Annotated in this window: 25 protein-coding genes and 1 tRNA gene; 18 read left to right on the forward strand and 8 right to left on the reverse strand. The window is 60.4% G+C overall.

All coding sequences use genetic code 11. The features are described 5' to 3' along the window. The first annotated feature begins 75 nt into the window (after positions 1–75). The 3 genes from AARI_RS08855 to AARI_RS08865 are packed head-to-tail and all read left to right on the forward strand — an operon-like array spanning position 76 to position 3,569. Positions 76–1,371, forward strand: a complete 1,296-nt coding sequence (locus AARI_RS08855) for an acetyl-CoA C-acetyltransferase (RefSeq protein WP_013348960.1) — start codon at positions 76–78, stop codon at positions 1,369–1,371. Then, the gene (locus AARI_RS08860; RefSeq protein ID WP_013348961.1) at positions 1,371–2,708 is read left to right on the forward strand and encodes a 3-oxoacyl-ACP reductase; all 1,338 of its coding nucleotides are present in this window, start codon (positions 1,371–1,373) and stop codon (positions 2,706–2,708) included. The genes AARI_RS08855 and AARI_RS08860 overlap by 1 nt, the downstream gene beginning before the upstream one ends. After that, positions 2,709–3,569: a MaoC family dehydratase gene (locus AARI_RS08865; protein WP_013348962.1), complete on the forward strand. Its 861-nt coding sequence runs from the start codon at positions 2,709–2,711 to the stop codon at positions 3,567–3,569. It begins immediately after the preceding gene. Between the two features lie 63 nt (positions 3,570–3,632). On the opposite strand, the gene AARI_RS08870 is transcribed toward AARI_RS08865, so the two are convergent. The 6 genes from AARI_RS08870 to AARI_RS08900 all read right to left on the reverse strand — a co-directional run bounded on the left by AARI_RS08870 (position 3,633) and on the right by AARI_RS08900 (position 9,187). Then, positions 3,633–4,817, reverse strand: coding sequence for a glycosyltransferase (locus tag AARI_RS08870; RefSeq protein WP_013348963.1), 1,185 nt, complete (start codon positions 4,815–4,817; stop codon positions 3,633–3,635). 66 nt (positions 4,818–4,883) lie between these two features. Then, the gene (locus tag AARI_RS08875; protein ID WP_013348964.1) at positions 4,884–5,861 is read right to left on the reverse strand and encodes an alpha/beta fold hydrolase; all 978 of its coding nucleotides are present in this window, start codon (positions 5,859–5,861) and stop codon (positions 4,884–4,886) included. A 221-nt stretch (positions 5,862–6,082) separates the two neighbouring features. After that, complete coding sequence (locus AARI_RS08880) at positions 6,083–6,478, reverse strand: hypothetical protein (RefSeq protein WP_041648746.1); 396 nt, start codon at positions 6,476–6,478, stop codon at positions 6,083–6,085. 390 nt (positions 6,479–6,868) lie between these two features. Next, positions 6,869–6,953 (reverse strand) — tRNA-Leu (locus tag AARI_RS08890). A gap of 228 nt (positions 6,954–7,181) precedes the next feature. Continuing rightward, positions 7,182–7,826 (reverse strand): NADPH-dependent F420 reductase, encoded by a 645-nt coding sequence (locus AARI_RS08895; protein ID WP_013348966.1) that lies wholly within the window; start codon positions 7,824–7,826, stop codon positions 7,182–7,184. A gap of 80 nt (positions 7,827–7,906) precedes the next feature. Further along, positions 7,907–9,187, reverse strand: a complete 1,281-nt coding sequence (locus AARI_RS08900; RefSeq protein ID WP_013348967.1) for an Nramp family divalent metal transporter — start codon at positions 9,185–9,187, stop codon at positions 7,907–7,909. Positions 9,188–9,429: 242 nt separating this feature from the next. Between AARI_RS08900 and AARI_RS08905 the strand changes: the two genes are divergently transcribed. The 6 genes from AARI_RS08905 (at position 9,430) to AARI_RS08925 (ending at position 15,084) form a co-directional block, all read left to right on the forward strand. Further along, positions 9,430–10,098 (forward strand): response regulator transcription factor, encoded by a 669-nt coding sequence (locus tag AARI_RS08905; protein WP_013348968.1) that lies wholly within the window; start codon positions 9,430–9,432, stop codon positions 10,096–10,098. Continuing rightward, a complete protein-coding gene (locus tag AARI_RS08910; protein ID WP_013348969.1) occupies positions 10,095–11,531 on the forward strand; it encodes a sensor histidine kinase in 1,437 nt (478 codons plus the stop codon). The genes AARI_RS08905 and AARI_RS08910 overlap by 4 nt, the downstream gene beginning before the upstream one ends. Next, positions 11,521–12,279, forward strand: a complete 759-nt coding sequence (locus AARI_RS08915; RefSeq protein ID WP_049862611.1) for a TAXI family TRAP transporter solute-binding subunit — start codon at positions 11,521–11,523, stop codon at positions 12,277–12,279. Before AARI_RS08910 ends, AARI_RS08915 begins: the two co-directional genes overlap by 11 nt. Before the next feature lie 11 nt (positions 12,280–12,290). Beyond that, positions 12,291–12,494, forward strand: a complete 204-nt coding sequence (locus tag AARI_RS20280) for a TAXI family TRAP transporter solute-binding subunit (RefSeq protein WP_269446609.1) — start codon at positions 12,291–12,293, stop codon at positions 12,492–12,494. An 84-nt stretch (positions 12,495–12,578) separates the two neighbouring features. After that, positions 12,579–13,895, forward strand: a complete 1,317-nt coding sequence (locus AARI_RS08920; RefSeq protein WP_013348970.1) for a M20/M25/M40 family metallo-hydrolase — start codon at positions 12,579–12,581, stop codon at positions 13,893–13,895. A gap of 49 nt (positions 13,896–13,944) precedes the next feature. Next, positions 13,945–15,084 (forward strand): acyl-CoA dehydrogenase family protein, encoded by a 1,140-nt coding sequence (locus AARI_RS08925; protein WP_013348971.1) that lies wholly within the window; start codon positions 13,945–13,947, stop codon positions 15,082–15,084. A gap of 2 nt (positions 15,085–15,086) precedes the next feature. Here AARI_RS08925 and AARI_RS08930 read toward each other — a convergent pair whose 3' ends face one another. Continuing rightward, positions 15,087–15,320 (reverse strand): DUF5703 family protein, encoded by a 234-nt coding sequence (locus AARI_RS08930; RefSeq protein WP_013348972.1) that lies wholly within the window; start codon positions 15,318–15,320, stop codon positions 15,087–15,089. Between the two features lie 44 nt (positions 15,321–15,364). Here AARI_RS08930 and AARI_RS08935 point away from each other — a divergent pair, with 44 nt between their 5' ends. From AARI_RS08935 to mshC, 3 genes are all read left to right on the forward strand, one after another. After that, positions 15,365–15,574: a hypothetical protein gene (locus tag AARI_RS08935; RefSeq protein ID WP_013348973.1), complete on the forward strand. Its 210-nt coding sequence runs from the start codon at positions 15,365–15,367 to the stop codon at positions 15,572–15,574. 78 nt (positions 15,575–15,652) lie between these two features. Beyond that, positions 15,653–16,477 (forward strand): undecaprenyl-diphosphate phosphatase, encoded by an 825-nt coding sequence (locus AARI_RS08940; RefSeq protein ID WP_013348974.1) that lies wholly within the window; start codon positions 15,653–15,655, stop codon positions 16,475–16,477. A gap of 127 nt (positions 16,478–16,604) precedes the next feature. After that, a complete protein-coding gene (gene mshC / locus AARI_RS08945) occupies positions 16,605–17,867 on the forward strand; it encodes a cysteine--1-D-myo-inosityl 2-amino-2-deoxy-alpha-D-glucopyranoside ligase (RefSeq protein WP_013348975.1) in 1,263 nt (420 codons plus the stop codon). A gap of 33 nt (positions 17,868–17,900) precedes the next feature. Here mshC and AARI_RS08950 read toward each other — a convergent pair whose 3' ends face one another. After that, positions 17,901–18,809, reverse strand: a complete 909-nt coding sequence (locus AARI_RS08950; RefSeq protein WP_013348976.1) for a proteasome assembly chaperone family protein — start codon at positions 18,807–18,809, stop codon at positions 17,901–17,903. An 84-nt stretch (positions 18,810–18,893) separates the two neighbouring features. On the opposite strand from AARI_RS08950, the gene AARI_RS08955 reads away from it, so the two are divergent. The 6 genes from AARI_RS08955 to AARI_RS08980 all read left to right on the forward strand — a co-directional run bounded on the left by AARI_RS08955 (position 18,894) and on the right by AARI_RS08980 (position 25,561). Beyond that, positions 18,894–19,607, forward strand: coding sequence for an HAD family hydrolase (locus AARI_RS08955; RefSeq protein ID WP_013348977.1), 714 nt, complete (start codon positions 18,894–18,896; stop codon positions 19,605–19,607). Further along, a complete protein-coding gene (locus AARI_RS08960) occupies positions 19,604–20,731 on the forward strand; it encodes a site-2 protease family protein (RefSeq protein WP_013348978.1) in 1,128 nt (375 codons plus the stop codon). The genes AARI_RS08955 and AARI_RS08960 overlap by 4 nt, the downstream gene beginning before the upstream one ends. Before the next feature lie 42 nt (positions 20,732–20,773). Then, on the forward strand, positions 20,774–21,835 hold the full coding sequence (locus tag AARI_RS08965; protein WP_013348979.1) for a tRNA (adenine-N1)-methyltransferase: 1,062 nt from the start codon (positions 20,774–20,776) through the stop codon (positions 21,833–21,835). Positions 21,836–22,055: 220 nt separating this feature from the next. Then, positions 22,056–23,693: a proteasome ATPase gene (gene arc, locus AARI_RS08970; protein ID WP_157867230.1), complete on the forward strand. Its 1,638-nt coding sequence runs from the start codon at positions 22,056–22,058 to the stop codon at positions 23,691–23,693. Continuing rightward, on the forward strand, positions 23,690–25,309 hold the full coding sequence (gene dop / locus AARI_RS08975; RefSeq protein WP_013348981.1) for a depupylase/deamidase Dop: 1,620 nt from the start codon (positions 23,690–23,692) through the stop codon (positions 25,307–25,309). Before arc ends, dop begins: the two co-directional genes overlap by 4 nt. Positions 25,310–25,375: 66 nt before the next feature. Continuing rightward, entirely contained in the window at positions 25,376–25,561 is a 186-nt protein-coding gene (locus AARI_RS08980; protein WP_013348982.1) for a ubiquitin-like protein Pup, read from the forward strand. Positions 25,562–25,604: the final 43 nt, after the last annotated feature.

The raw sequence follows: 25,604 nt of genomic DNA on the forward strand, positions 1-25,604 counted from the left end.
GTAACTCAGAGTATCATGTACTCTTGGTTACAGTAATACTTGTCACACCAGAATATTTGTAGGAGTTCAACGAACATGAGCCAGCCTTCTGTGCGCAACGCCGTGATCATCGGTGGCAACCGCATTCCCTTCGCCCGTTCCAACACCGCCTATGTGAATGCGTCCAACCAGGACATGTTCACCGCCGCACTCGAGGGCCTTGTTGCCCGCTACGGACTGCAGGGACAGCGCATCGGTGCAGTCTCCGGCGGTGCGGTGCTCAAGCACTCCAAGAACTTCAACCTGATCCGCGAATCGGTACTCGGCTCCTCGCTGGACCACGCCACCCCGGCCTACGACGTGCAAATGGCCTGCGCCACCGGCATGGAAGCCATCGGCTCGCTGGCCAACAAGATCAAGCTCGGCCAGCTCGACTCGGCCATCGGCGGCGGCGTGGATACCACCTCCGACGCGCCCATCGCCGTATCCGATTCGCTGCGCGCGATCCTGATGGAACTATCCCGTGCCCGCTCCACCAAAGCCAAGCTGGCCGCGTTGGCCAAGCTGCGCCCAGGCCACCTGGCCCCAGCGGCTCCAGGCACCGGCGAACCACGCACCGGACTGTCCATGGGCGACCACCAGGCGATCACCACCAAGAAGTGGGGCATCAGCCGCGAAGCACAGGATGAACTGGCCTTGGCCAGCCACAAGAACCTGGCTGCAGCCTATGATCGCGGTTTCTTCAACGACCTGATCACCCCATTCAACGGCCTGGCCAAGGATAACAACCTGCGCGCCGACTCCAGCATGGAAAAGCTGGGCAAGCTCAAGCCGGCCTTCGGCAAGAACCTGGGCGAAGCAGCGACCATGACCGCTGGCAACTCCACCCCGCTGACCGACGGCGCCTCGGCAGTGCTGCTGGGCAGCGAAGAGTACGCCCAAGCCAACGACCTGCCAATGCTGGCGAACTTCGTGGACTTCGAAGCCGCCGCGGTGGACTTCGTGCACGGCGAAGAGGGCCTGTTGATGGCCCCGGCCTACGCCACCGCCCGCATGCTCAAGCGCAACAACCTCACCTTGCAGGACTTCGATTTCTACGAGATCCACGAAGCCTTCGCCGGCACCGTGCTGTCCACGCTCAAGGCATGGGAAGACGAAGAATTCTGCCGCGAGAAGCTTGGCTTGGATGCCCCGCTGGGCGCCATCGACCGGTCGAAGCTGAACGTCAACGGCTCCTCGCTGGCAGCCGGACACCCATTTGCCGCCACCGGCGGCCGCATTATCGCCAGCACCGCAAAGATGCTGCATGAAAAGGGCTCGGGCCGCGCACTGATTTCGGTCTGTGCCGCAGGTGGCCAGGGCGTCGTCGCAATTCTGGAGGCTCGCAACTAATGGCAGACAAGTACATGGAACTGGTCAACACCGGGCTGACCAAGAAGCTGGCCACCATGCTGGGCCTGCCGCGTCCGCCTCGGCTGCGCCGCTACAGCCCGGATGCCGCGCTGCTGCCCGGCCCGGTACTGATCCTCGGCGCTTCGGCCAAGGCCCAAGACTTGAGCGACACCTTGGTCTCCTGGGGCCTGGATGTGCGCCGCCACGACGCCGGGGATGCCAAGCTCGGCGCTCTGGTCCTGCTGCTTGACGAGCTCGAGCGCCCCACCGACCTTTCGCCGCTGATGCTGGCGGCCGGACAGGCGGTGCGCAAGCTGCTTCCCGGTGCACGCGTCGTCGCCATCTCGCGGGAAACCACCGATGAAGATGCCCCAGCGCTGGCCGCCGTACGCCAAGGCATTGACGGTGCGGTGCGCTCCCTGGGACGGGAAATGCGCGGGGGAGCCACGGCCAACGGCATCGTGCTTGCCGAAGGCACCCACGTTGCCAGCCCTAGTGCGCTGGCCGCTGTGCGCTTCTTCTTCTCCGGACGCAGCGCGTATGTCGATGGGCAGTTCCTGAACGTGCGCACCAACGACGGCGTGCTGCCAGCCGACTTCGCCAAGCCGCTGGCTGGCAAGGTCGCTGTGGTCACCGGGGCCGCCCGCGGCATCGGCGCGGCTATTGCCAAGACCCTGTCCCGAGATGGCGCCCAGGTAGTCGTAGTGGACATGCCACAAGCCGGAGAAGCCTTGGCCAAGGTAGCCAACTCCATCGGTGCAACCACCTTGCAGCTCGATGTCACTGCGCCGGATGCCGGACAGCAGATCATGGATCACGCCATCGGCCGCCACGGCTCGCTGGATCTGGTGGTCCACAACGCCGGCATCACCCGCGACAAGCTGCTGGCCAACATGGATGCCGGACGCTGGGACTCGGTGATCGCGGTGAACATTGCTTCGCAGCTGCGCATGAACGAAGCCTTCCTGGCCGCCAAGCTGCCCGGGCTGCGCATCGTTTCGCTGGCTTCCACCTCCGGCATTGCCGGAAACCGCGGCCAGACCAACTATGCCGCTTCCAAGGGCGGGGTAATCGGCATGGTGCACTCCAGTGCCAAGCTGTTTGCAGAAATAGGCGGCTCTATCACCGCGGTGGCCCCTGGCTTCATTGAAACCGAAATGACCGCCAAGATCCCATTGGGCACCCGCACCGTGGCACGCATGGTGCTGCCTTCGCTGATGCAGGGCGGCTTGCCGGTAGACGTGGCTGAGGCCATCAGCTTCCTGGGATCCGATGCGGCAGCCGGGCTGAACGGCCAGGTGCTGCGCGTGTGCGGCCAGTCGCTGGTAGGTGCCTAGATGGGTGCGCAGATCGTAACAGCGATTCCCTCGATGGCCTCGGTTTATGCCAAGGCCGTCAAGACGCTGAACCGAAAGCCCAAGAACCCCGTGCTTCCCGATACGGTGCTGGTCTTCCAGGGTGCCGTCGCGGATCCGGTGAAACTGAGCGAGTACCGCAAGGCCGTGGGCGCGCCGATGACCGGTGTGCTGCCGAGCCTCTATGTGCATTCCTTGGCGTTCCCGCTGGCCATGAGCCTGATGGTGCAAGATGATTTCCCCTTGCCGCTGCTGGGCATGATCCACCTGACCAACCAGGTCGATGTGGTTGCGCCGCTGGCTGAGGATGAGGTTTTTGACATCGAGGTGCACAGCGAGAATCTTGTGGCTCATGCCAAGGGCGTGACCTGCGATCTCGTGGTGCGCATCGTGGTGGACGGACAGGACCGGATGCTGCTGCGCAGCACCTTCCTGGCCAAGGGCATGAAGCTTGCAGGCGAAGCTCCGCAGCAAAGAACCCAGGTGCCATTCTCCGCGCCGCAGCGTACCGCCAGCTGGAAGCTGGACGCCGGAACGGGACGACGCTGGGCTGCGGTGGCCGGGGACTACAACCCGATCCACCTCTCGGCACTCAGCGCCAAGGCGTTGGGGATGCCTGCGGCCATTGCTCACGGCATCTATCTGGCCGCCAGGGCGTTGGCTGGAATTGAACCGGCCCAGGGCAACTACTCATGGAATATCGAGTTCAAGACTCCGGTGGTCCTGCCAGCCAGTGTGGATCTGGCATTCGCCGCGCAGGCTGAAGGATTCACGGTGAACGCGTGGCATGCCCGCAAGGGCAAGCCGCACTTCGAACTCGAATTGGTTCGTACCGAGTCCTGAAGAAAACACGGTTGGCTGCTCTTGGTTTTCCAAGAGCGGCCAACCGTGTGCTTTAACCGCAACCTACAGTTGCGACTTGGCCATCCGATAGCTGGCCAGAGTCTCTACCGCCGCACGCTCCCAGGTGAACTCACCAGAATGTTCCAACGCTCCGTGGCCGGCCAAAGTGATCTGTTCGGGCTCGCGAGCTAACTCAATCAGCTTCGCTGCCCACAGCTGCGGATCGGGTTCGGGCATCAGCCAGCCAGATTTGCCATCGTGCACCGCGTAGCTCAAGCCGCCCACCGCGTTGGCCAGCACCGGGGTGCCGCAGGCCTGGGCTTCGGCGGCCACGAGTCCAAAGGTCTCCGAAAGCGATGGCACAGCGACCACATCTGCGTTCGAAAAGACCAGCGCCAGTTTTTCGGGGGATAGTGGATCGTAGAACCGCACGACATCGGTCAGCTCTTCGGCTGAGGCCAATGCCGGCAGGTCGTACTCAGTAGATCCGGAGAGCGCCCCGAACAGCGATGCGGTAATGCGCAGCTCGGGAGCTTCACGTCGGGCGATGCCCATGGCTTCAAGCAACAGGTGGGCGCCCTTAAGCGGTTGCATGCGTCCGGCATAGATCAGATGCAGATCATCCTCACCCAACGGCCGGCGCAGCTTGTCCTGGTTCGGGTGGAAAATACGGTGGTTGACCCCGGGCATCACGACATCAAGCTTGCCCGCAGGAACCGAGTAGAAACGGGCCAGTTGCTTGGCTTCCACCGGAGTATTGGCGATGATCCGGGCCGCTTCAGCTAGCAGCAGCGTTTCGGCGCTCTTGCGCTCGGCGGGCTCGCTGATCCCTGATTCATGTTCCTTGGCCGCCGCTGAGGTATGCATGGAGACCAGCAGCGGAACATTCCACTGGGCCGATAGCTGCAGCCCCACCATGCCCGAAAGCCAATAGTGCGCATGGATGATATCGATCTTCAAGCCCTGCAGATGTGCGTTGATTTCCTGCACGGCAGGATCGATGATCTGCGCGAGGTCTTCCTTGCTCAATTTCTGTTCTGCGGCGACCTGTACCTGATGCATCCACACGCCCTCACTGACCTGAAGCGATTCTGATTCGTTGGCGGTGCGGGTGATCATATGGACTTCGTGGCCCAAGGCTCCAAGCGCGTAAGAAAGGTTCTGGATATACACGTTCATGCCCCCTGCATCGCCAGAGCCGGGTTGCTGCATGGGAGAGGTATGCAGGGACAGCATGGCAATGCGCATTAGAGAGCTCCAGTAAGGCTAGGGGAGTGACGGAATTTTTCATTCAAAACTCCGCCTTTGATGCTATCAAGAAGCCAGGTCGAGCATCTTACTGTTCGCTGAATTCCAATGCTCCACCATCGATTGGCCTCCGTGGCCATCGTTCTCGCAGATGACCAGTTCGGAGTTCGGCAAGGCTTGATGCAGCCTCCACGCGGTGCGCACCGGTCCGGAGATATCGCTGCGTCCGTGGATCAGCACCGCCGGCAGATGCGCAATACCAGCCATGTTCTCGAGCAGTGGAGGATCGCAGAACCCATCGTGTGCCCAGAAGTGCGTGGTCAGCCTTGTCAAGGAATGACGCAATCGCTGGTCCTGCCAGCGCGGATCACGGATCACCTGTTCACTTCCCAAGGAAATATGGGTATCTTCCCACAGCGCCCACTGCTGCGAAGCGGCATCGCGAAGGGATAAATCGTCGCTGTTCAGCAGCTGCGCATAGGCTTCAACCAGCCGCAGGCTTCCGGCGGCATACCCGGGAGCATGCTCACGAGCGAATCCTGCCAGGCGATCCCATGCTTCCGGGAAGATGGCTCCTACGGTCTCGGTAATCCAGGTGACTTCTTCGCGGCTGGTACTGGTGACGGCAAAAAGCACCATGCCGATGACACGCTGTGGATGCGCTTGCGCATAGGCCAGTGCCAAGGTTGATCCCCAAGAGATTCCATTGAGAATCCACTTCTCAATGCCTAGGGAAATGCGAAGCTCCTCGATATCTGCAATCAACTGCTGCGTCGTGAAGCTGTGAATGCTGGTTTCTGCATCTGCCGCTGAGGGGATGGACCGTCCGCATCCACGCTGTTCGAGACCAATGAGCCTGGTACGAGCCAGATCCCATCGATTGCGATAGCCGCCAGCCCCAAGTGTGCTGCCTGGGCCTCCGTGCAAATGCAGCGCGGGGATGCCGTCAGGCACTCCGGATTCTTCCCAATACACGTGGTGCCCACCGGCAACGGGCAACAGTCCATGGAGCGCATCAGCATTCTGCGGGGCGGGGGATGTCATGTGAACAGCCTATGCCTGATGCGCTGATGCAGTGGAAGTGCACTCGCTCATCTCCAGACGGAACTTCTAATTAAGCCGAGTTCCTGCCGACAACGAATAGGCCCAATGAAGTTTTCCATCATCGAACGCAGTGCCGCGTATTTTATTGATCTGATGGAACCCGCAGAACGGGAGATCTGGGAATCTAATGTGCCAAAAGGAGCACTTGATACTGAGCTCGCTTAGGCTGCGCTGGGACTACTCAGCTTCGTTTTCTTGGCCAGCAAATAAATGGTGATCGTTGAAGGAACGAGAGCAGTTGCCATCGCTAACAAAACTCGCGCGCCCTGCGCCTTAGGACAAGGCCAGGTGCCCTCATACTGCGGCAACATCACGTATGTTTCTGGATATATGAAAATTCCGAAAGCCGATTCTTCCATGCAATTTGCTCCGTCGCCCTGTGTTGCGGGCGAGCTAAGCAGGTAAAGCGCGATTGCGTGAGCCACCCAGATAATGAAGAGGCCGGATAAGGCCATCGATTGATGGTTAGTATTCTTCTGCCGATATGCCATGAAGAAAAACGCAAGCAAGCTGACGCCAATAACTATGTACGACAAGTAGCCAATAAATTCGTTCAACTCTCCCTACTTATTATCTAGTCGTGAGATTTGGCGTACCGAACTATTTTGTAGACTCTATCCTATTTAGGCGTTGTTGAGTGACGCCGCAATGAGGATGCTAAGCCGGTGAGAGTTTTTCTGATGGCCGAAGAATTTGTCGAGCTTGCGTGGAATCGAACCACTTAGCTGAAGCAAAAATTTCTTACCCTTGGAGAATGAAGATCCGTAGCTAGAACGTGGGGTCTTCTTTTTAGTGGGGAAGACGGTAAGGGGCTCTAGAAAGATCTGGCGGTGCGGTGGCGTTAGCCCCCTGAACGCGTTGGGGCATGTGCCCAACTTGTGTAAGAAGACCTGCCGATTAAATAAAGAAATCCCCGGTTGACCGAAGTCAACCGGGGATTCTACCTGTGCGCGAAAGGGGACTTGAACCCCTACCCTCTAAACGAGGACTAGCACCTCAAGCTAGCGCGTCTACCTATTCCGCCACCCGCGCAGGTTGTCTGTTGTTCGCGTTGTTATCGCTGGCAACGAAGTAAAACTTTACCACCCTCAACTGGGGATTTCCAATCGACGAACTCTGGGTCGCTCTTGCGTGAAATCCCCGGAATTCCGCGGGAAAAGCGGGTTTGATTAGAGGTTTAAGGGCCAATATTCGAAATTCTGTGTCGAGCGTCACGGAAAATTGGTGCGATTTGCCTAGTGAAGTCCGGGTTTGGCTTCTTTAGTCGGTGTTCAGGCCCAGTCGCTCGGCCAGCTCCACGGCATCGAGCACCTCGTTGAAGACGGCACCACCAGGTTCCATCCCGCGACCAGCGGCCAAGCTGGGCAGGGCTACGGGTGAAAATCCCAGTGCTTGGGTAAGTTCACAGACCGTACCAGCATTCTCACTGCTGTCCGAGGCCACACCCAGGGCGCGCTGCGCGGCCTGCTTGGTTGCACGGTCTGCGTCCATGTCCCAATGGCTGATGTGATTCAAGGCCTTGACGACATGAGAGCTCTTGAAATGGGCTGCGATCGCTTCGGAACTGGACAAGCCGGCATCCAAGGCAGATTCAAACCAGTGGGGAAGGGGTTCATCTTCCCAACGGTTGGTCGCATCGATGAGCAGCGTACCTGCCAAGGAGGAGACATCAATATCATCGAGTTCTTCCTGCGGAACCATCAGCACCACCAGATCAACATCGTGCGCAATGTCCTCGGCCAGTACTCCGGTGGCGTGGGAGGCGTACTGTGCCAAGTGGTACTTCAGCATCCTTGGTGGCCGTGAAGCTGCAATATGCACTTCAATGCCAGCTGAAGCCGCTGCGCGGGCGAGGGCTGTTCCAGCGCGGCCCGCTCCAAGGATTCCAATCCGTTTGATGCTCATATCACCAGCCTAAACGCGAAGGCCGTGGTGGCATGCAATTTATTGCATGCCACCACGGCCTTCGCTGAAGCTCTAGGAAACTAGCTCCAGAGCGGAGACAGCGTCTTTATCAGCTGTTGTACGCCCAGAACGATGAATAGTACTGCGGTGATCGCCAGTGCAGTGTTGGTGTGCCAGCGGTTGGCCCACGCCTTTGGAATCCGCTTGCCGTTGAGCAGGCCCAAGAGGGTCACAGCGAGGAATGGCATGAACAGCGCACCGAGCACACCGTAGGCCAGGATCAACGCAATTGGCTTGTCCAGCAGGAACAGCACCATTGGCGGGAAGGTCAGCCACAGGACATAGAACTTGAAGTACTTGCCGCCGGTCAGGGTATCCGGGTGGTTTGCCGGCTTCTTGCGCATGTGGCCCCAGAAATCAGCGAACATCAGCGAAACACCATTCCATACGCCGATGATCGACGAGAAGGAAGCGGCCCAGAAGCCAATCAGGAAGCCATTGCCAACTACGGTGCCGTATTCGGCTCTCAGCACGTCGCCCAGTTCAAGCAAGCCCTTGTCGCCACCGGAGATGGTCACGCCAGCGGCGCGAACAACTTCAGCGCCAACGATGAGCATGGCAAGCACGAAGATACCGGTCATGACGTAAGCCATGGAGTTGTCGATGCGCATGACGCGCATCCACTTAGGGGTGTACCAGCCCTTTTCACGCAGCCAGTAGCCGTAGGCTGCCAAGGTGATGGTGCCGCCAACGCCGCCGGCTAATGCCAGAGTGTAGACCACGCCGCCCTCTGGAATCATCGGGATCAGGCCCTTGAGCATTTCTGGAATGTTCGGAACAGCGATGAATGCCAAGCCGACCACGGTGATGAACATGATGCCCACCAGCACGGCGGTGACCTTCTCGAAGAAGCTGTACTTGCCGAACCAGACCATCACGAAGCCCAGCAGGCCCATGATGACTGCCCAGATCTTCAGATCCACAGCCGGCATCAGCGCAGCCAGCGGGAGAGCCGCGGAACTCATTGCCGTCGCACCGTACACGAAGCCCCAGAGGATGATGTACGGACCGAAGTACCAAGTGGTCCACTTGCCCAGGGTCTTCCAACCCTCGAAAATGGTCTTGCCGGTTGCCAAGGTGTAGCGGCCGGCGCCTTCAACCAAGACGATCTTCAAGATCACGCCGACAATCACTGCCCACAGCAGGGCGTAGCCGTACTGGCTACCGGCTACCAGGGTGGCAACCATATCTGCTGCGCCAACGCCGGTGGCGGCAACTACGAGGCCGGGTCCGATAACTTTCCAGCGCGGTGGCCCGCCGCCGTCCAGGTCGGCGCGTGGCGCCTGGGTATTTTCGCTCATCTAGTATTCCTTTGACACAGTGCGAGTCCACCATGGACTTGCGTCAGCAGTGACGCGGACCACGGGGGTATGAGATCGTATTCAATCTTGGTAGTGATCTTCCTTACGGGCAAACTCCCAGTCAAGTACTAACACTTTCTTAGGAAAGCACGTGACGTGAAAAACACTGCGCGTTCCAATTGCTAGAATCAAGCAGTTACCTCCGGGCATTTGGCCCGGATCCGGACACCGAGGATGATGCCGTGCAGCTTTTGATCGTCGAAGACGACCAAGCCGTCGCCCACGCCCTTATTGACGCCGTACGATCGGCAGGCCATCAGGCAGAACATGTCAGCCGCGGAGCCGACGCCCTGTTGAACCACCACAATGCCCAAGTGATCCTTCTGGATCTCGGCCTGCCGGACATGGACGGGCTGGAAGTCCTGCGCAAACTGCGTCAGGTCAGCGAGGTTCCGGTGGTGATCCTTTCAGCCCGCAATGACGAGCGCAGTGTGGTGCGCGGCCTGCGCCAGGGTGCCGATGATTTCCTGGTAAAGCCCATCGGGCTCACGGTCCTGCTTGCCCGTCTCGAAGCGGTGGCTCGCCGCGCCAAAGTCGAGGTGGCTGAGCGTGCCGGAGTGTTCAACACCGGCGGGCTGAGCGTGGACGCCAGCAAGCATGAAGCAAGCCTGGATGGACGGGACCTGAAGCTCACGGCCAAGGAATTCGACCTGCTTGCCTTGCTCGCGCAGTACGCAGGATCCGTAGTGACCAGGGAGCAGATCCTTGACCACCTGTGGGGAGATGCGTTTATTGCGGTCTCACGCTCCTTGGATGTGCATCTGACCGGCCTGCGCGCCAAACTGGCAACACCCGGACTGATAGTCAACGTGCGCGGAGTCGGCTACCGGCTGGAAACCCGGAACCCATGAGACTGCGCGTACTGGGCATCGTAGGCACCTTGCTGCTGGTGATCGTCGGGATCGTCAGCGGCGTGCTGCTGCAAAGCGTCAGCCGTGACGCCACCGCAGATCTCCAGCTGAATCGGCTGTCGTCGCTGAACCGGTTCGTCCACCTCGCATCCCAGGCCGATCGTCGCAGCGATTTGTCGATGCTCCAGCTGGAAATGGATACCTACAGCCATCTCTACGGCGAGGGCCTGCTGGTCACCATCGGCCAGCAGCAATTGGTCTCCGGACCCATCGATCCGGCGAATCCTGAAGTCGCAGGCACCGTGCGCAACGCCGAGCTGAACCTGGGGCTGAACCAGATCCCGGCAATTGATCCATTCTCGAACTCATCCGCCTTGCTTTCCCAACCTTTCGGCAATTCCGCACAGGTACTGGGCTCGGTCACGATGCAAGTGAACTTGGAAACTGCGCGTGCCAAGGTGCTGGAAAAATCCAGCCTGTTGTGGCTGGTTGTCGTCGCCATCGGCGCCGGCCTGCTGCTCTTGACCAATCGCGTCACCTCGTGGGTGTTGCGTCCGGTGCACCGGCTCAACAATGCGGTCAACGATATTGCCCGACACCAAGCACCAGTGCGCTTGGAAGAACAGGGGCCGCCAGAATTACGCGAGCTCGCACGGTCCTTGAGCGAGATGGCCCGGACGCTGGCAAACAGCTTGAAGCAGCAGCAAGAACTCATCGCGGAGACTTCCCATCAGCTGCGGAACCCGGTGGCCGCCTTGCGCCTGCGTGTAGATCTGCTGAAAATCCGCCTGGGCGAAAGCGTAGACCTGGATGGAGTGCAGGCCGTTGAAAATGAACTAGACCGGGTCGAGACCTTGTTAGATGGGGTCATGCGGTTGGCTAGCGCGGAGCATCGGCTCACCGAGCAAAGTGCAGGGGAGTCGATGCTGCCGTCAGTTGAGCACGGCCGCTGCATCGATGTCGTTCAAATGCTGGCCGAGGAAGTGGAACGCCAAACTGAGGCGGCCCGGCGCTTCGGAAACCTACTGGTACTTGATCTCGACGAGGCGCCCACGGCACCAGTAGTAGCCTGGTGCAATGGGTTCGACCTGCAGCAGATGCTTGCAGAATTGCTGGAAAACGCGTTCAAATACGCTCCAGCTAGCAAAATTGTCCTGAGCGTGGCCTCAACGCCGAAAGCAATCGAAATCCAGATACAAGACCATGGAGCCGGCATGAGCGAGGCTGAACTTGCCAGGGCCGGAGAACGATTCTGGCGTGCTGAACACGTGCGCCAAAGCCCGGGAACAGGTCTGGGCCTGGCCATTGTGGATCGGCTGGCACGCGCCAACAATGGCGAACTGATACTCGCATCCGTTGCCGGAGCTGGATTGAAAGCGAGTATCATCCTGCCCCGCGCCGTACAACATGAGGCGGTGAGCCATGATTCGTGAATCCGGCATCAGCAGGAGGAACCTGCTGAAATACCTGCTGGCGCTTCCGGCAGTAGCAGCGCTGCCCGCACTGGCTTCCTGCAACCAGATGGCACAGGTAAGCCAGCTGAACATCGCCTCCGGTGAAGACGGAGGCATGTACTACCAATTCGCGTCATTGCTCTCCAAGGCTTTAGTGGAAAATGCTGTTGCAGAGCAATCGCAAGCGTTGAATACCCAAGCCAGCGCGCAGAACTTGAGCATGCTTGCAGGAAACAAGGCAGAATTGGCCTTGGTACTGGCCGATACCGTGGACCAATACCGCAAAAGCAACCAGCAGAAAACTGACGTGATGGCGCTGGGACGGGTCTACCAGAACTACTTCCATTGCATCCTGCGCCCAGACTCCGGCATCAAATCCTTGCAGGATCTAGCTGGCCGGACCATTGGCACCGGCGCCCCTGGTTCAGGAACCTGGGTGACCGGACAACGCATCCTGCAGGCCGCGAAGCTCAAGGGCACTGATAAGGCTCCGAAAGAACTGCAATACGGATACGTCGCGGGGCTCAAGGCCCTTGACCGAGGAATCATCGACGCATTATTCCTCTTTGGCGGGCTGCCAGTAACTTCACTGGCTGAGCTGGCTTCGTCGACGGATCTGGCTTTATTGGATGTTTCTTCAGTCCTGCCGCAGCTTCGCGAGCAATATCCGAATCTTTACGACCGGGTGGTCATCCCGAAGGCACTTATCGCGCAATCCCATCCGTAGACACCATCGGTGTGGGCAATCTGTTAATGGCCCGGGCAGATATGCCCGAGGAGCTGGCCGGGGCGATCGTGAAGCTCTTGGCGAACCACGCAGATCAGCTCATCCCGGAATCCAGTTCCGGCATTCAGTATTTGACCCCGGAAACCTTGATCAGTACCGGAAACCAGCCCTTGCACCCCGGAGCGCGCAAAGCCTACCAAGAGCTTCACGGCTAGGGTTTACGCACGTCAGCACAAGACGAAAGCGGTATTGAGCACTAGTGTGTAATGCAAAGTACTGTTGCGAGAGGATCATTTGGGATGCCCACCGTTGACGCGATTGCCGTGATGGAAAATGAAGCCGTTGAAATCTGCAGGAAGCTGATCCAGATCGACACGACGAACTATGGCGGAAATAAGGGAGCTGGCGAGCTGGAAGCCGCACGCTATGTTGCCCAACTGCTTCAGGAAGTAGGCCTGGCGGCCCAGATCTACGAGTCCGCCCCGGGCCGAGCCAACGTACTGGTCCGCATCCCCGGAGCCGACAGGACCTTGCCCGCACTGGTGGTGCACGGACACCTTGATGTCGTTCCGGCCATCGCCGAAGACTGGAGCGTGGATCCCTTCGGAGCTGAAATCATCGATGGAATGATTTGGGGCCGTGGCGCAGTGGACATGAAGAACATGGATGCCATGATCATCGCCGCCGTGCGCCACCTGCAACGTGAAAACATCACCCCGCCGCGCGACCTGATCATCGCCTTCTTTGCTGATGAAGAAGCAGGCGGGGACTACGGCTCAGGATGGATGGTCCAGAACCATCCAGAACTTTTCGCCGGGGCAACCGAAGCGATCAGCGAAGTCGGCGGATTTTCGGTGGAAATCAACGGCCGGCGCGCCTACATGCTGCAGACCGCGGAAAAGGGCATCGCCTGGCTGAAACTGACTGCCCAGGGAATGGCAGGGCACGGCTCGCAGCTGAACCCCGACAACGCGGTCACCGCCCTGGCCGGAGCAGTGCACCGCATCGGTGAACACCAGTGGCCGCTGTCGTACACCAAAACCACCCGGGCCCTACTTGAACAGGTCGCAGAGCTGGCCGGACTGGACTTCGATGAAGCCAACCCGGCCCCACTGCTCACGGCCATGGGCAACGTTTCCAGATTCGTCGGAGCCACCTTGCAGAACACCGCAAATCCCACGGCGCTGGAAGCCGGCTACAAGCACAATGTGATTCCCGGCCAAGCCCACGCGCTGATCGATTGCCGCACGCTGCCCGATCAGCACGAAGCCACCCTCCAAACCCTGCGCGAGCTGGCCGGGGAGCATGTGGAGGTATCCATGATGCATGAACAAGACTCCCTGGAAGTACCATTCGCCGGGCCGCTGGTTGAATCGATGGTCCAGTCCTTGCTGGCCGAAGATCCTGACGCGGTGGTGCTGCCGTATATGCTTTCTGGCGGAACCGATAACAAATGGCTGGCCAAGCTGGATATCACCGGATACGGTTTTGCGCCGCTGCAGCTTCCAGCCGAACTGGATTTCACCGGCATGTTCCACGGCGTAGACGAACGCGTGCCGGTGGACTCGATCAAGTTCGGAGTCAGAGTCCTGCACAAACTCTTGCAGGAATACTAGAACCCACAGTTGGCGCAGCCAACCTATTGAATATTCAGGAGCAGAACCCTTGTCCATTGAATCAGTGCTGACCGATCAGCTGCTTGAACGCTTCCGCACCCGTGCGGCCGGATATGACCAGGAAAACACCTTCGCAATCGAAGATTTCAAGGAACTGGTGGAACTGGGCTATCTCAAGGCATTGGTTCCGGTAGAGCGCGGGGGACTGGGCTGGGACTTTCAAATGCTGGCCCTGGCCCAACGCCGACTGGCTACCGCGGCACCCGGCACGGCTCTGGCCATCAACATGCACCAGGTGTGGGCCGGCGTGGCCTACCTGCTGAACGCACGCGCAGATGATCGCCTGAACATGGTCACCGATTGGATTGCCGACGGGGAAGTCATGGCCTTTGGCATCTCGGAACCGGGCAATGACGCGGTACTCTTCGACTCGAAGACCAAGGCGCGCACCGCCGATGACGGGTCGGTGGCATTTGACGGGGTGAAGATCTTCACCTCGCTGGCCCCGGCATTCACTCGCTTGGGAGTTTTCGGCAAAGACGAGGCAACCGGGGAACTGGTCCACGGATTTGTTGCCAAGGGCCCCGGAGTGAATTCACTGAACGACTGGAATACCTTGGGCATGCGGGCCAGCCAGTCCCACACCACCAAATTGGAAAATGCTGTGGCGCCGAGCCAGTGGGTGCATTCGCGGCTGCCGGTGGGGCCGAATGCCGATCCGCTGATTTTTGGAATCTTTGCCTCATTCCTGACCCTGACTGCCAGCGTCTATGTGGGTATCGCCGATCGCGCGGTCACCTTGGGCCAAGAAGCCTTGAATAAGCGGGTGCATCACGACGGCAGCAAGTATTCGCAGGATATCCGCGCCCGCGGGCTGCTGGCCGAATCGGCGATGCGCCTTTTGACCTTGGATGCCTTGCAGCGTTCGGTCGCCGGGGATTTGGAAGCAAAGGTTGATCACCAGAGCGCCTGGTTCCCCAAGCTGGTCACCTTGCGCACCGTGGCAGGGGATACCGCGCGGGAGAACATCCAGAGCGCAGGGCAGCTGCTGGGCGGCGGGGGATACTTCCGCGGCTCGGAATTCGAACGGCTCTACCGTGACGTTCAAGCCAGCTGGTACCACCCATCCAACGCCGCGTCGGCCGCGAACACCATCGCGTCCTGGCTGGTTGGTCCGCTGGAAAGCTAAGCTCAGGTGCCCAGGGTGCTGCGGATTCGCATCACCCTGCGGCGCAACCAGTACTTGTAGGCGCCGCCTTCGTAGCGGCAGGTGCGCATCAGCTCCCATTTGCCGTTATCGGCATGCTCGCGCAAGGCGGCGCGAGCCAGGTGCTTGGGCTCGCCGGGGAAGGACGTGATGACCAGATATTCGAAGCGCTGGTCATCTTCATGATGCAGGGCTGGCTTAATTCTTTCTTCGAGCATCTTGCCCCCTATCTAAAGAACGCGGTGCGTTGTAGCCTCAAGCTATGAGTACTGAACCGAGTTTTGCACTGCAAGCCCTTATTGCCCGCCTTGAGCAGCATCTTGCAATTGTGTCGCAGAGCCGCGGGGCTGGTGAAGCATCCATCGATGCAGCTTTTGGTGCGCTGGCTGATGCCTTCGAAGACTATGAAGATGCCCTCTACGATCAGTATTCCGAGCTTTTGCCTTTCACCATACCCTCGGATGACGAGTGAGTACGACCACGGAGTGAATTTTGCAGATTCCGTGTTTCTGAGTCCCGATAGTCGCCTAGGGTGAAGTAATGTCGAGGGGTGAATTGGTTTGAAGCAGCTTTCCTGGGATTGATCCAAGGCCTGACCGAGTTCCTCCCGATCTCGTCCTCAGCCCACTTGCGAATCGTTGGCGAACTCCTGCCCAACGCCCAAGACCCCGGCGCGGCATTTACCGCCATTACCCAGCTGGGTACCGAAACCGCAGTGATCGTCTTCTTCTGGCGTGACATCGTGCGGATCATCGGCGCCTGGTGCAAGGCATTGGTCGGCAAGATCCCGCATTCGGACCCCGACGCCAAAATGGGTTGGCTGATCATCATCGGCTCCATCCCTATCGCGGTGCTGGGCCTGCTGCTGGAAGACTACATCGATACGAACTTCCGTTCGCTGTGGATCGTAGCGACCACACTGGTGGTCTTCGGCCTGATCCTGGCCATAGCCGACCACTACGGCAAGCAGCAGCGCACCTTGGAGAAGCTGACCGTCAAGCACGGCATCTTCTACGGCCTGGCCCAGGCCATGGCACTGATCCCGGGCGTCTCCCGTTCCGGTGGCACCATCACCGCAGGCTTGCTCATGGGCTACACCCGTGAAGCAGCGGCCCGCTATTCCTTCTTGCTGGCAATCCCCGCAGTCTACGCCTCGGGCCTGTACAAGCTGGTGAAGTCCTTCGACGAACCAGGGGTGTACACCCTGGCGCAGACCGGTGTGGCCACTGCCGTGGCCTTCGTAGTCGGCTTCCTGATCGTGGGCTGGTTCCTGAAGTTCGTTTCCAACCACTCCTACAGCTTCTTCGTTTGGTACCGCATCCTGCTGGGTCTGGCGCTATTCGTCGCACTGGGCTTGGGCTGGATGGCCGCCTAAAAGCAAGCTTCCAAGATGTCCGTGGAACACTTCACGGACATCTTCTGGTTAAAGGGAATAAACCCAGCCCTGTTTCACTTGGAGTTAAGGGAAGTATTTCGTCGCATCTGCGAAAGGATGTTCATAAGTGCACGCGTGGAAAGACCCTGAGGTACCTCAGGTGGCTGGTTCGGCACCAACACTGGAACTTTTCAACACCGCCACCGGAACCCAGCAGGTAACCGCGCCAGCGGACCAAGCTGCCGCCCCGGCAAGCATGTACGTCTGCGGCATCACCCCGTATGACGCCACCCATATGGGCCACGCCGCCACCTACGTCACCTTCGACTTGGTGCAGCGCACCTGGCGCGATGCCGGACGCTCGGTGGCCTACACCCAGAACATCACCGATGTCGATGACCCGCTGCTGGAACGCGCCGAGGCCACCAACGTGGACTGGCGCGAGCTGGCCGAGTCCCAGATCCAGCTCTTCCGCGATGACATGGAAGCGCTGAACGTCATCCCGCCGCAGAACTACATCGGTGCCGTGGAATCCATCCATTGGCTGGTCCCGGTTGTCGAGCAGCTGCTCGAAGCGGATCTGGCCTACGTGGTTCCAGCAGGTGCCGACGGAGTGGAAGGCGATGTGTACTTCGATACCATGGGCGCGCAGAACGATGCCTGGAAGCTGGGCAGCGTCTCGAACTACGACCGCGAAACCATGCTCCGCTTCTTCGCTGAACGCGGCGGAGATCCACAGCGCGCCGGCAAGCGCGACGCGTTGGATCCGCTGTTGTGGCGTGCCGCGCGTGAAGGCGAACCGTCATGGGATGGCGGCAAGCTCGGTGAAGGCCGTCCCGGCTGGCACATCGAATGTTCGGTCATTGCCCGCAAGACCCTGCCGGCCCCGTTCACCGTCCAAGGCGGCGGCTCTGACCTGATCTTCCCGCACCACGAATTCTCCGCCGCGCACGCCGCTGCCGGCGATCATGCCGAACTGGCCCAAACCTACGTGCACACCGGCATGGTGGGCCTGGACGGCGAAAAGATGAGCAAGTCGCTGGGCAACCTGGTGCTGGTCTCCAAGCTGCGCGCGGCCGGGGTGGAGCCGGTGGCCATCCGCGCCGTACTGCTCTCCCAGCACTACCGCACCGACTGGTTCTGGACCGACGAGCTGCTTGCCGGCGCACAGCAGCGGGTGGCCACCTGGCGCAAGGCATTGGAATCTGCCAGCATGCAAGACGCCCAGCAGGTAATTGCAGGCATCCGCGAGCACATGGCCAATGACCTGGATGCGCCATCGGCGCTGAAGGCCATTGACCAGTGGGCAACGCAGCCTGCCAGCTCGCAGGGCGAAGGCGCTACGGCGCTGCGCGATGGCATCAACGCACTGCTGGGGCTCAAGCTCTAAGCATCTGGCAAAAAGTGTTCACGGGGTCCGGCTTCAGATATCGAAGTCGGACCCTGAGCCGTCTTTGCGGTACTTGCCGCGACGGCGCAGGTAGCGCTCGAACTCGCGGGCGATGGACTCGCCGCTGGCTTCGGGCAGCTCACTGGTATCCGTAGCCTGCTCCAGCAGCGCAACGTACTTGGCCACGTCCGGGTCCGCTGCCGCCAGCTCATCGACACCATGCTTCCAAGCCAATGCGTCTTCGCGCAGCTTCTGGTCGGGCACCGAGACCGGGATGATCTCCTCGAGCAGCTCGATGATGGCTAATTGCACCCGCGGGCTGGGGGACTGGGCCACATAGTGGGAGAGCTGCGCCCAGAGCGAGAGGCTGGGAATCCCGTACTGCTCAAACTGCACGCCGAGCACCGAAGGGATGCCCGTGGGTCCCTCATAGGTCGAGGCGCTGATCTTCAGATGCGCTTGGAGGCGCGGATCATCGCTGGCCAGCGAGGTCGGTACCGGACGGGTATGCGGTACATCGGCCAGCAAAGCGCCCAGGGTGATCACCGCATGGGCGTTATGGGTTTGGGCTTCCCTGATGATCCGCGAGCAGAAAGCCTGCCACTTGAACGTCGGTTCCACCCCGAGCACCACCAATAGGTCAGCTGCCGCGTTGGGCAAGAGGATCTTGTAGATCTCGGTGCGCGGCCACTGCACTTCCCGCCCGGTTTCGGTGCGCCGTGTCGTGGGCCGGGTGAACTGGTAGTCGTAGAAGTCGTCTTCGCCCACGGTCGCCACATGCTCATAGGCATTGGATTCCAGCAGCAGGCGGACCGCATCGGTGGCCGCCGAGCCGGCATCATTCCACCCCTCGAAGGCAGCCAAGACGATGGTGGGACGGATCTCATGCTGGGTCTTGGCGATATAGCTGTTCAGCGTCGGGGCGTGGTATTCCTCGTTCATTTCAAGACTCCTTAGCAGCACTGGAGCTCATCGGCGTGGCTAGCCGAAGCGGCTTAGCCCCACTCTTCCATCTAGAATGGACTCATGCCAAGCACCAGTTTTGACTTTGACGCCGGAAGCGAGAGCCCCGTCCCACACGCTGTCCTGTGGGATATGGATGGAACGCTGATCGATACCGAGCCCTATTGGCTTGCCGCCGAAGACCAGCTGGTGAGATCCCACGGCGGAACCTGGAGCCATGAACAGGGACTGGCACTGGTCGGCAACGCCCTGCCAGATGGCGCCCGCGCCCTGCAGCAAGCCGGCGTGAAGCTGGAAATCCGAGAAATCATCGACTGGCTCTCCGCGCAGGTTGTCGCAGGCATCCGCCGCGAAATTCCGTGGCGCCCGGGAGCGAGGGAACTGCTGGCCGCTTGCAAGGAAGCTGGCATTCCCCAGGCCTTGGTGACCATGTCCGAGCGCAGCATCGTCGATGAACTGATGCTCAACATCCCTGCCGGCACCTTCCAAGCCAGCGTCACCGGCGAAGAAGTCGAGCAGGGCAAGCCGCACCCTGAACCTTACCTGGCCGGCCTGGAACTGCTCAGCGAATACACCGGCCGGGACCTGGTACCGGCCAAGTGCATCGGTTTTGAGGATTCGGTGCCCGGCATCGCTTCGGCCTCGGCGGCCGGATTGCATGCGGTGCTGATTCCCAATGCCACCGATCCCGGAGCGGGCAATTGGCGCCGGATCGACAGCTTGGAATCCGTAGATGTGCAGGAAATGACTCGATGGTTGGTGCAGGTTAGCGCGTGAGCGACACTCAAGAAAAGTCCCCGGGAATCAAGCTGGGGCGTATCGGCGGAGTTCCGGTCTACCTGTCCAGCTCGTGGTTCATCATCACCGCGGTGATCACCTTCAGCGTTGGCATGCAGCTGGCGCGCGGGGGAGTCATCCCTCCGCTGAACGCCTACCTGATGGGCCTGTCCTGTGCGGTGGCCATAGCCGTGGCAGTGCTGATCCACGAGGTGGCGCACGCGATGACCGCGCGCGCCTTCAAATGGCCTGATGCGCACATCGTGCTCACGCTCATGGGCGGGCACACCCAGTTCGGTTCCTTCAAAGCCAAGCCCGGCGCCTCGCTTTGGGTGGCCCTGTCCGGTCCGCTATCCAACTTCGTCCTAGCCGGCCTGGGCTGGCTGGTCATGGAGAATATCCAGCTTGGCGTCTACCCGAACCTGCTGCTGGACTTCTTCGTCTACGCAAACCTGCTGCTCGGCGCCTTCAACGCACTGCCCGGACTGCCGCTGGATGGTGGGCGCCTGGTGGAGTCGATCGTCTGGAAGGCGACCGGCTCGCAATTCAAGGGCACCATCGCCTCGTGCTGGGTTGGCCGGGTCATTGCCGTAGGAATCGTCTTCTACTTCGTGCTGCTGCCATTCTTGCGCGGGCAGCAGCCGCAGATCATCACCGTGGTGGTCGGCATCATGGTGGCAATGTTCATGTGGCAGGCTACCACGCAGCTGATCGGTCACTCCAAGATGATGCTGAACCTGCCTACCGTGATCGCCTCGGATCTGATGAGCCCGGCCTCGGCCATGGTCTCCCATGCGATGGTTTCCGACGTGCTCAGCCGCAAGGCCGCCCGCGGGGGAGAAATCATCCTGGTTGATCCCAAGGGCATGCCGGTAGGCGTGATCGATGCTCAGGCTTTAGCCAAGGTGGATCCACGCCAGGGCGGCAACGTGCCGGCCTTGGCCGTCTCCCGGGCCTTGGGTCAAGGCGCCATTGTGGCCGAGGAATCAGATGGCCGTGCGCTGATCGACTACCTGGCCAGCGTTGAAAGCGCCGAATACGCGGTGATCAGCGCCAGCGGCCACGTAGTGGGCCTGCTGCACCAGCGCGAGATCATCAAGGCCGTCACCGGCCGCCGCAAGTAAACTTTAAACAGACTTCAAAGCACCAAGAAAAGGATCACATCAGTGAGCGAAGCTAAGAGCCAGGCACCCCACGGAGCGGCAGCCCGCCGCGGCCCATTCCGTGTAGGGGACCGCGTGCAGCTGACCGACGAGAAGCGCCGGATCAACACCATCACCTTGCAGCGCGGGGGAGAATTCCACACCCACAAGGGCGTGCTGCCGCACGAGGACATCATCGGGTTGCCCGAGGGTTCGGTCATCGAGAACATCGATGGTTTCCGCTACCAGGCCCTGCGCCCGCTGGCCAAGGACTTCGTGCTCTCCATGCCTCGCGGCGCGACCGTGGTCTACCCGAAGGACGCCGCGCAGATCGTGCAGTTCGGCGACATCTTCCCCGGCGCCCGCGTCGTGGAAGCCGGCGTCGGCTCCGGCGCGCTGTCCATCTCGCTGCTTCGCGCGGTCGGCGACGAAGGATTCCTGCACTCCTTTGAACGCCGCGAAGAATTCGCTGATATCGCACGCGGAAACATCTCGACGGTATTCGGCGGCGAGCACCCATCGTGGAAGATCTCCATCGGAGACTTCCAGGACCGGGTCGTTGAGCTCGAAGAACCGGGCAGCATCGATCGTGTGGTGCTCGATATGCTCAGCCCATGGGAATGCCTGGATGCGGTAGCTACCGTGCTGGCTCCGGGCGGGGTTTGGACCAACTACGTTTCCTCGGTCACCCAGATGTCCCGCGTGGTCGAAGCGATTCGCGCCTCGGGCCAGTTCACCGAACCTGAATGCTTCGAAACCCTGGTGCGTGGCTGGCATGTGGATGGCCTGGCAGTCCGTCCGGATCACCGCATGGTCGCACACACCGCATTCCTGATCACCTGCCGCCGCCTGGCGGACTCGGCCGATGGCATCCCCAAGGCCAAGCGCATCAAGGAGCACTCCTACTCGGATGAGGATTTGAGCGCCTGGACCCGCGATCACTCCGAAGAGGAGTGGACCGCCGAAGCCCTGGGCGAACGCGGCCTGTCGGATAAGAAGCTGCGCCGCGCCGCCCGCGATGCAAACCAGTCGGTACGCGTGCGCGCCGGCGAAGAAGGCACCGAAGACGCTGGAGCCGAAGCCTAAACGGGACCATGGTATTGGGAATTTTGTGTCTCAATATATGACATCAGGCCCCGGGTGTTCTGCGCTCGGGGCCTGCAGTTCCTAGGATGGAAGTAAGCCGGTGCGCCACGCACCGCAAAAAACCTCATCGGAGCAAAAACCGCTCTCGGTGACGTTGGATGTTGGAGGTTGGAACGTGAACGAAAATCGCGAGGCAGAGGAATTAGCCCAGCGGCTGCAGATGACCGAACGTCAGGTCAACGTGCTACGCGACAAGAATCGCAACCTCGACAAGCAACTGGCCGGGATCAGCGGGAACAACCAGCGCCTGGTCGCGCTGCTTGAGACCACTCGCGAACAGATCATCAACCTGAAGTCCGCGCTGGAAAAAGACGGCGATACCCCCTTCAGCCACGGCACCATCGTGGCCAAACACCCGCGTAAGCACCCTGAACCGGGGATGGGCATTGAATCCACCGGCGCCCAGTCGCTGGACGTGATCTATTCGGGACGCAAAATGCGCGTTTCGCTCAGCCCGTTGCTGGACTTCGACAAGCTGGTCATCGGCCAGCAGGTGCTGCTCAATGAAGCACTGGTCATCGTCGCAGCCTTGGGCTTCGAAGAAACCGGTGAACTGGTCACCGTCAAGGAAGTGCTGGAAAACCACCACGCGGTAGTCATGGCCCGCGCCGATGACCAGCGGGTCATCGAACTGGCCGGACCGTTGCGCGAGATGCACCTGCGCGTCGGCGACCAGCTGAGCATCGACGGGCGCACCGGTATGGCCGTATCCCGCGTGCAGCTGACCGACATGCAGTCCCTGGTGCTCGAAGAAGTCCCGGATATCGCGTATTCGGACATCGGTGGGCTGAACTCCCAGATCGAAGCCATCAAGGATTCGGTGGAGCTGCCCTTCACCCACCCAGAGCTCTACCGCGAACACGGGTTGAGCGCGCCCAAGGGCATCTTGCTCTACGGCCCTCCAGGTTGCGGCAAGACACTGATCGCCAAGGCCGTGGCACACTCCTTGGCCCAGCGCGTGGTCGAACGCAAGGAAGGTACCAATAACCGCAGCTACTTCCTGAACATCAAGGGCCCGGAGCTGTTGGACAAGTACGTCGGTGAAACCGAACGCCATATCCGGCTGATCTTTGCCCGCGCCCGCGAAAAGGCCTTGCACGGGGACCCGGTCGTGGTGTTCTTCGACGAAATGGAAGCATTGTTCCGCACCCGCGGCACCGGTGTCTCTTCGGATGTGGAAACCACCATCGTTCCGCAGCTGCTGGCTGAAATCGATGGCGTGGAGCGCCTGGACAACGTCATTGTCATTGGCGCCTCCAACCGCGAAGACATGATCGATCCGGCGATCCTGCGCCCAGGACGCCTGGATGTGAAGATCAAGATCCGCCGCCCCGATGCCGAAGGTGCAGCAGAGATCTTCAGCAAGTACCTGACCACCGATCTGCCGCTGCACCCCGAGGAGCTGGCCGCGGACGGCGAAGATGCCCGTGCCACCATTGAACGCATGATCCGCGGGACCGTGCAGGCGATGTACTCCACCGAGAAAATCAACGAGTTCCTGGAAGTCACCTACATCACCGGGGCCACCGAAGTGCTCTATTTCAAGGACTTCGCCTCGGGCGCGGTGATCCACAACATCGTGGACCGGGCCAAGAAGCACGCCATCAAGGCACTGATCACCGAGCAGCAGCGCGGCCTGAAGATGGAGTACCTGCTGCGTGCGGTACGCGAAGAATTCGCCGAACACGAAGACATGCCCAACACCACCAACCCGGATGACTGGGCCCGTATTTCCGGACGCAAGGGCGAACGCATCAGCAATATCCGTTCCCTGGTCAACCAGCAGGCCAGCAAATGAGCGCGCGTCGGCTAGTTGGTCTGGAAACCGAATACGGAATTATCCGCCCGAGCATGCCGAAGGCCAATTCCACGGTGCTTTCGGCGCAGATTGTCGATGCCTACGCGCAGCTGGTTGCCGAGCAGGACTCGGCCGCCAAGGCCGCCCGCTGGGACTACACCGACGAGTCTCCTTTGCAAGATGCCCGCGGCTTTGCCATGGACCGCGACCAAGCCCACCCCAGCCAGCTGACCGATGTTGAACCGGGGCTGGAGGACGAGGAAGGCATCTGGACCGCCGAGTCCATTGCCTTGGATGGCAACGACGCGCATGTGGGATCCACGCTGTACCAGGAGAAGGATTCCACCGATGTGGTGATGAACATGGTGCTGGGCAACGGCGCGCGCCTGTACGTGGACCACGCCCACCCCGAGTATTCCAGCCCCGAATCAATGACTCCGCGCGATGCGGTGCTCTGGGACCAGGCCGGCGATGAGGTGATGCGCCGGGCAGCTGCCACCGCGCAGCGCCTGGGCAGCGGTGAGCTGCTGCTGTACAAGAACAACACCGATAACAAGTCGGTCTCCTACGGGTCGCATGAGAATTACCTGATGCCGCGCGATGTCGAGTTCTCCTCGATTGCCAGCGGGCTGACCCCGTTCTTCGCCAGCCGGCAGATCTTCTGCGGGGCTGGCCGCGTGGGCCAGGGGATGCTCAACGAGCGTGCCTCCTTCCAGATTTCCCAGCGCGCGGACTTCTTCGAAGCTGAGGTGGGCCTGGAAACCACGGTGAACCGTCCGATCATCAACACCCGCGATGAACCGCATGCCAATTGGGACAAGTACCGCCGGCTGCACGTGATCATCGGGGATGCGAACCTGGGCCAGATCTCCACGCTGTTGCGGGTGGGCACCACCAATTTGGTGCTCAGCCTGATTGAGGCGGGGATGGCTCCGCGTTTGGAACTGGAAGAGCCGGTTGTTGCACTGCAACAAATCAGCCACGACCCGACCTTGAAGACCAAGGTCCGGTTGCGTGGCGGAGTTCAGCTGAGCGCCATCGAAATCCAGCGCCATTACCTGCAGGCGGCAGAAAACTATTGTGCAGATCGTGGCATCGATGATCCAGATACCACCGAGATCCTCAACCGCTGGGCCGAGATTCTGGATATGCTCGAGCGTGATCCGATGGAAGCAGCGGACCAGGTCGACTGGATCGCCAAATACAAGCTGATTACTTCCTTCACCGCACGCCACCAGCTATCGCTTGCCGATCCGCGCGTGGCCATGATGGACCTGCAATGGGCTGACCTGCGCACCGATAAGGGCCTGTACTACCGGATGGCTGAACGCGGAGCGATCCAGGGCCTGTTCAGCCAGGAACAGATCAACCAGGCGGTGGCCAATCCGCCGGAGGATACCCGCGCCTACCTGCGCGGCATGACCCTGCAGCGCTACGCACCCTTCGTGGTGGCGGCGAACTGGGACGCACTGTCCTTTGCGGTTCCCGGGGCCCGGAAGATCAGCCGGTTCCACATGCCTGAACCGCTGCGCGGAACCCGGAACCAGATTGGCGAGCTCTTCGAGGCGCAGCTGGAGATTGCGGAATTTATCGACGAATTGGCAAGGCGTCGCTAATCGGCGCAGAATAGGCATGAGTCCTGGTGCGTAATTCCGGGACGCACTACTTCTTAGGAGAAAACGATGACTCAGGAAAGCTTCTCGGCTCGCCGCAACACCCAGAACCAGCAGACCGAAGCAGAACAGGTCCAGGTGAACACCACCGGCCAGTCCGCTGGCGTCGATGACCTGCTCGATGAAATCGACTCGGTGCTGGAATCCAACGCTGAAGAGTTCGTTCGCGGTTTCGTGCAAAAGGGCGGCCAGTAAGCCCAACGGGCTGAAAGCATTGAAAGTCGAGTTCTGCCTCAAA

Source organism: Glutamicibacter arilaitensis Re117 (genome assembly GCF_000197735.1).
Taxonomy (GTDB): domain Bacteria; phylum Actinomycetota; class Actinomycetes; order Actinomycetales; family Micrococcaceae; genus Glutamicibacter; species Glutamicibacter arilaitensis.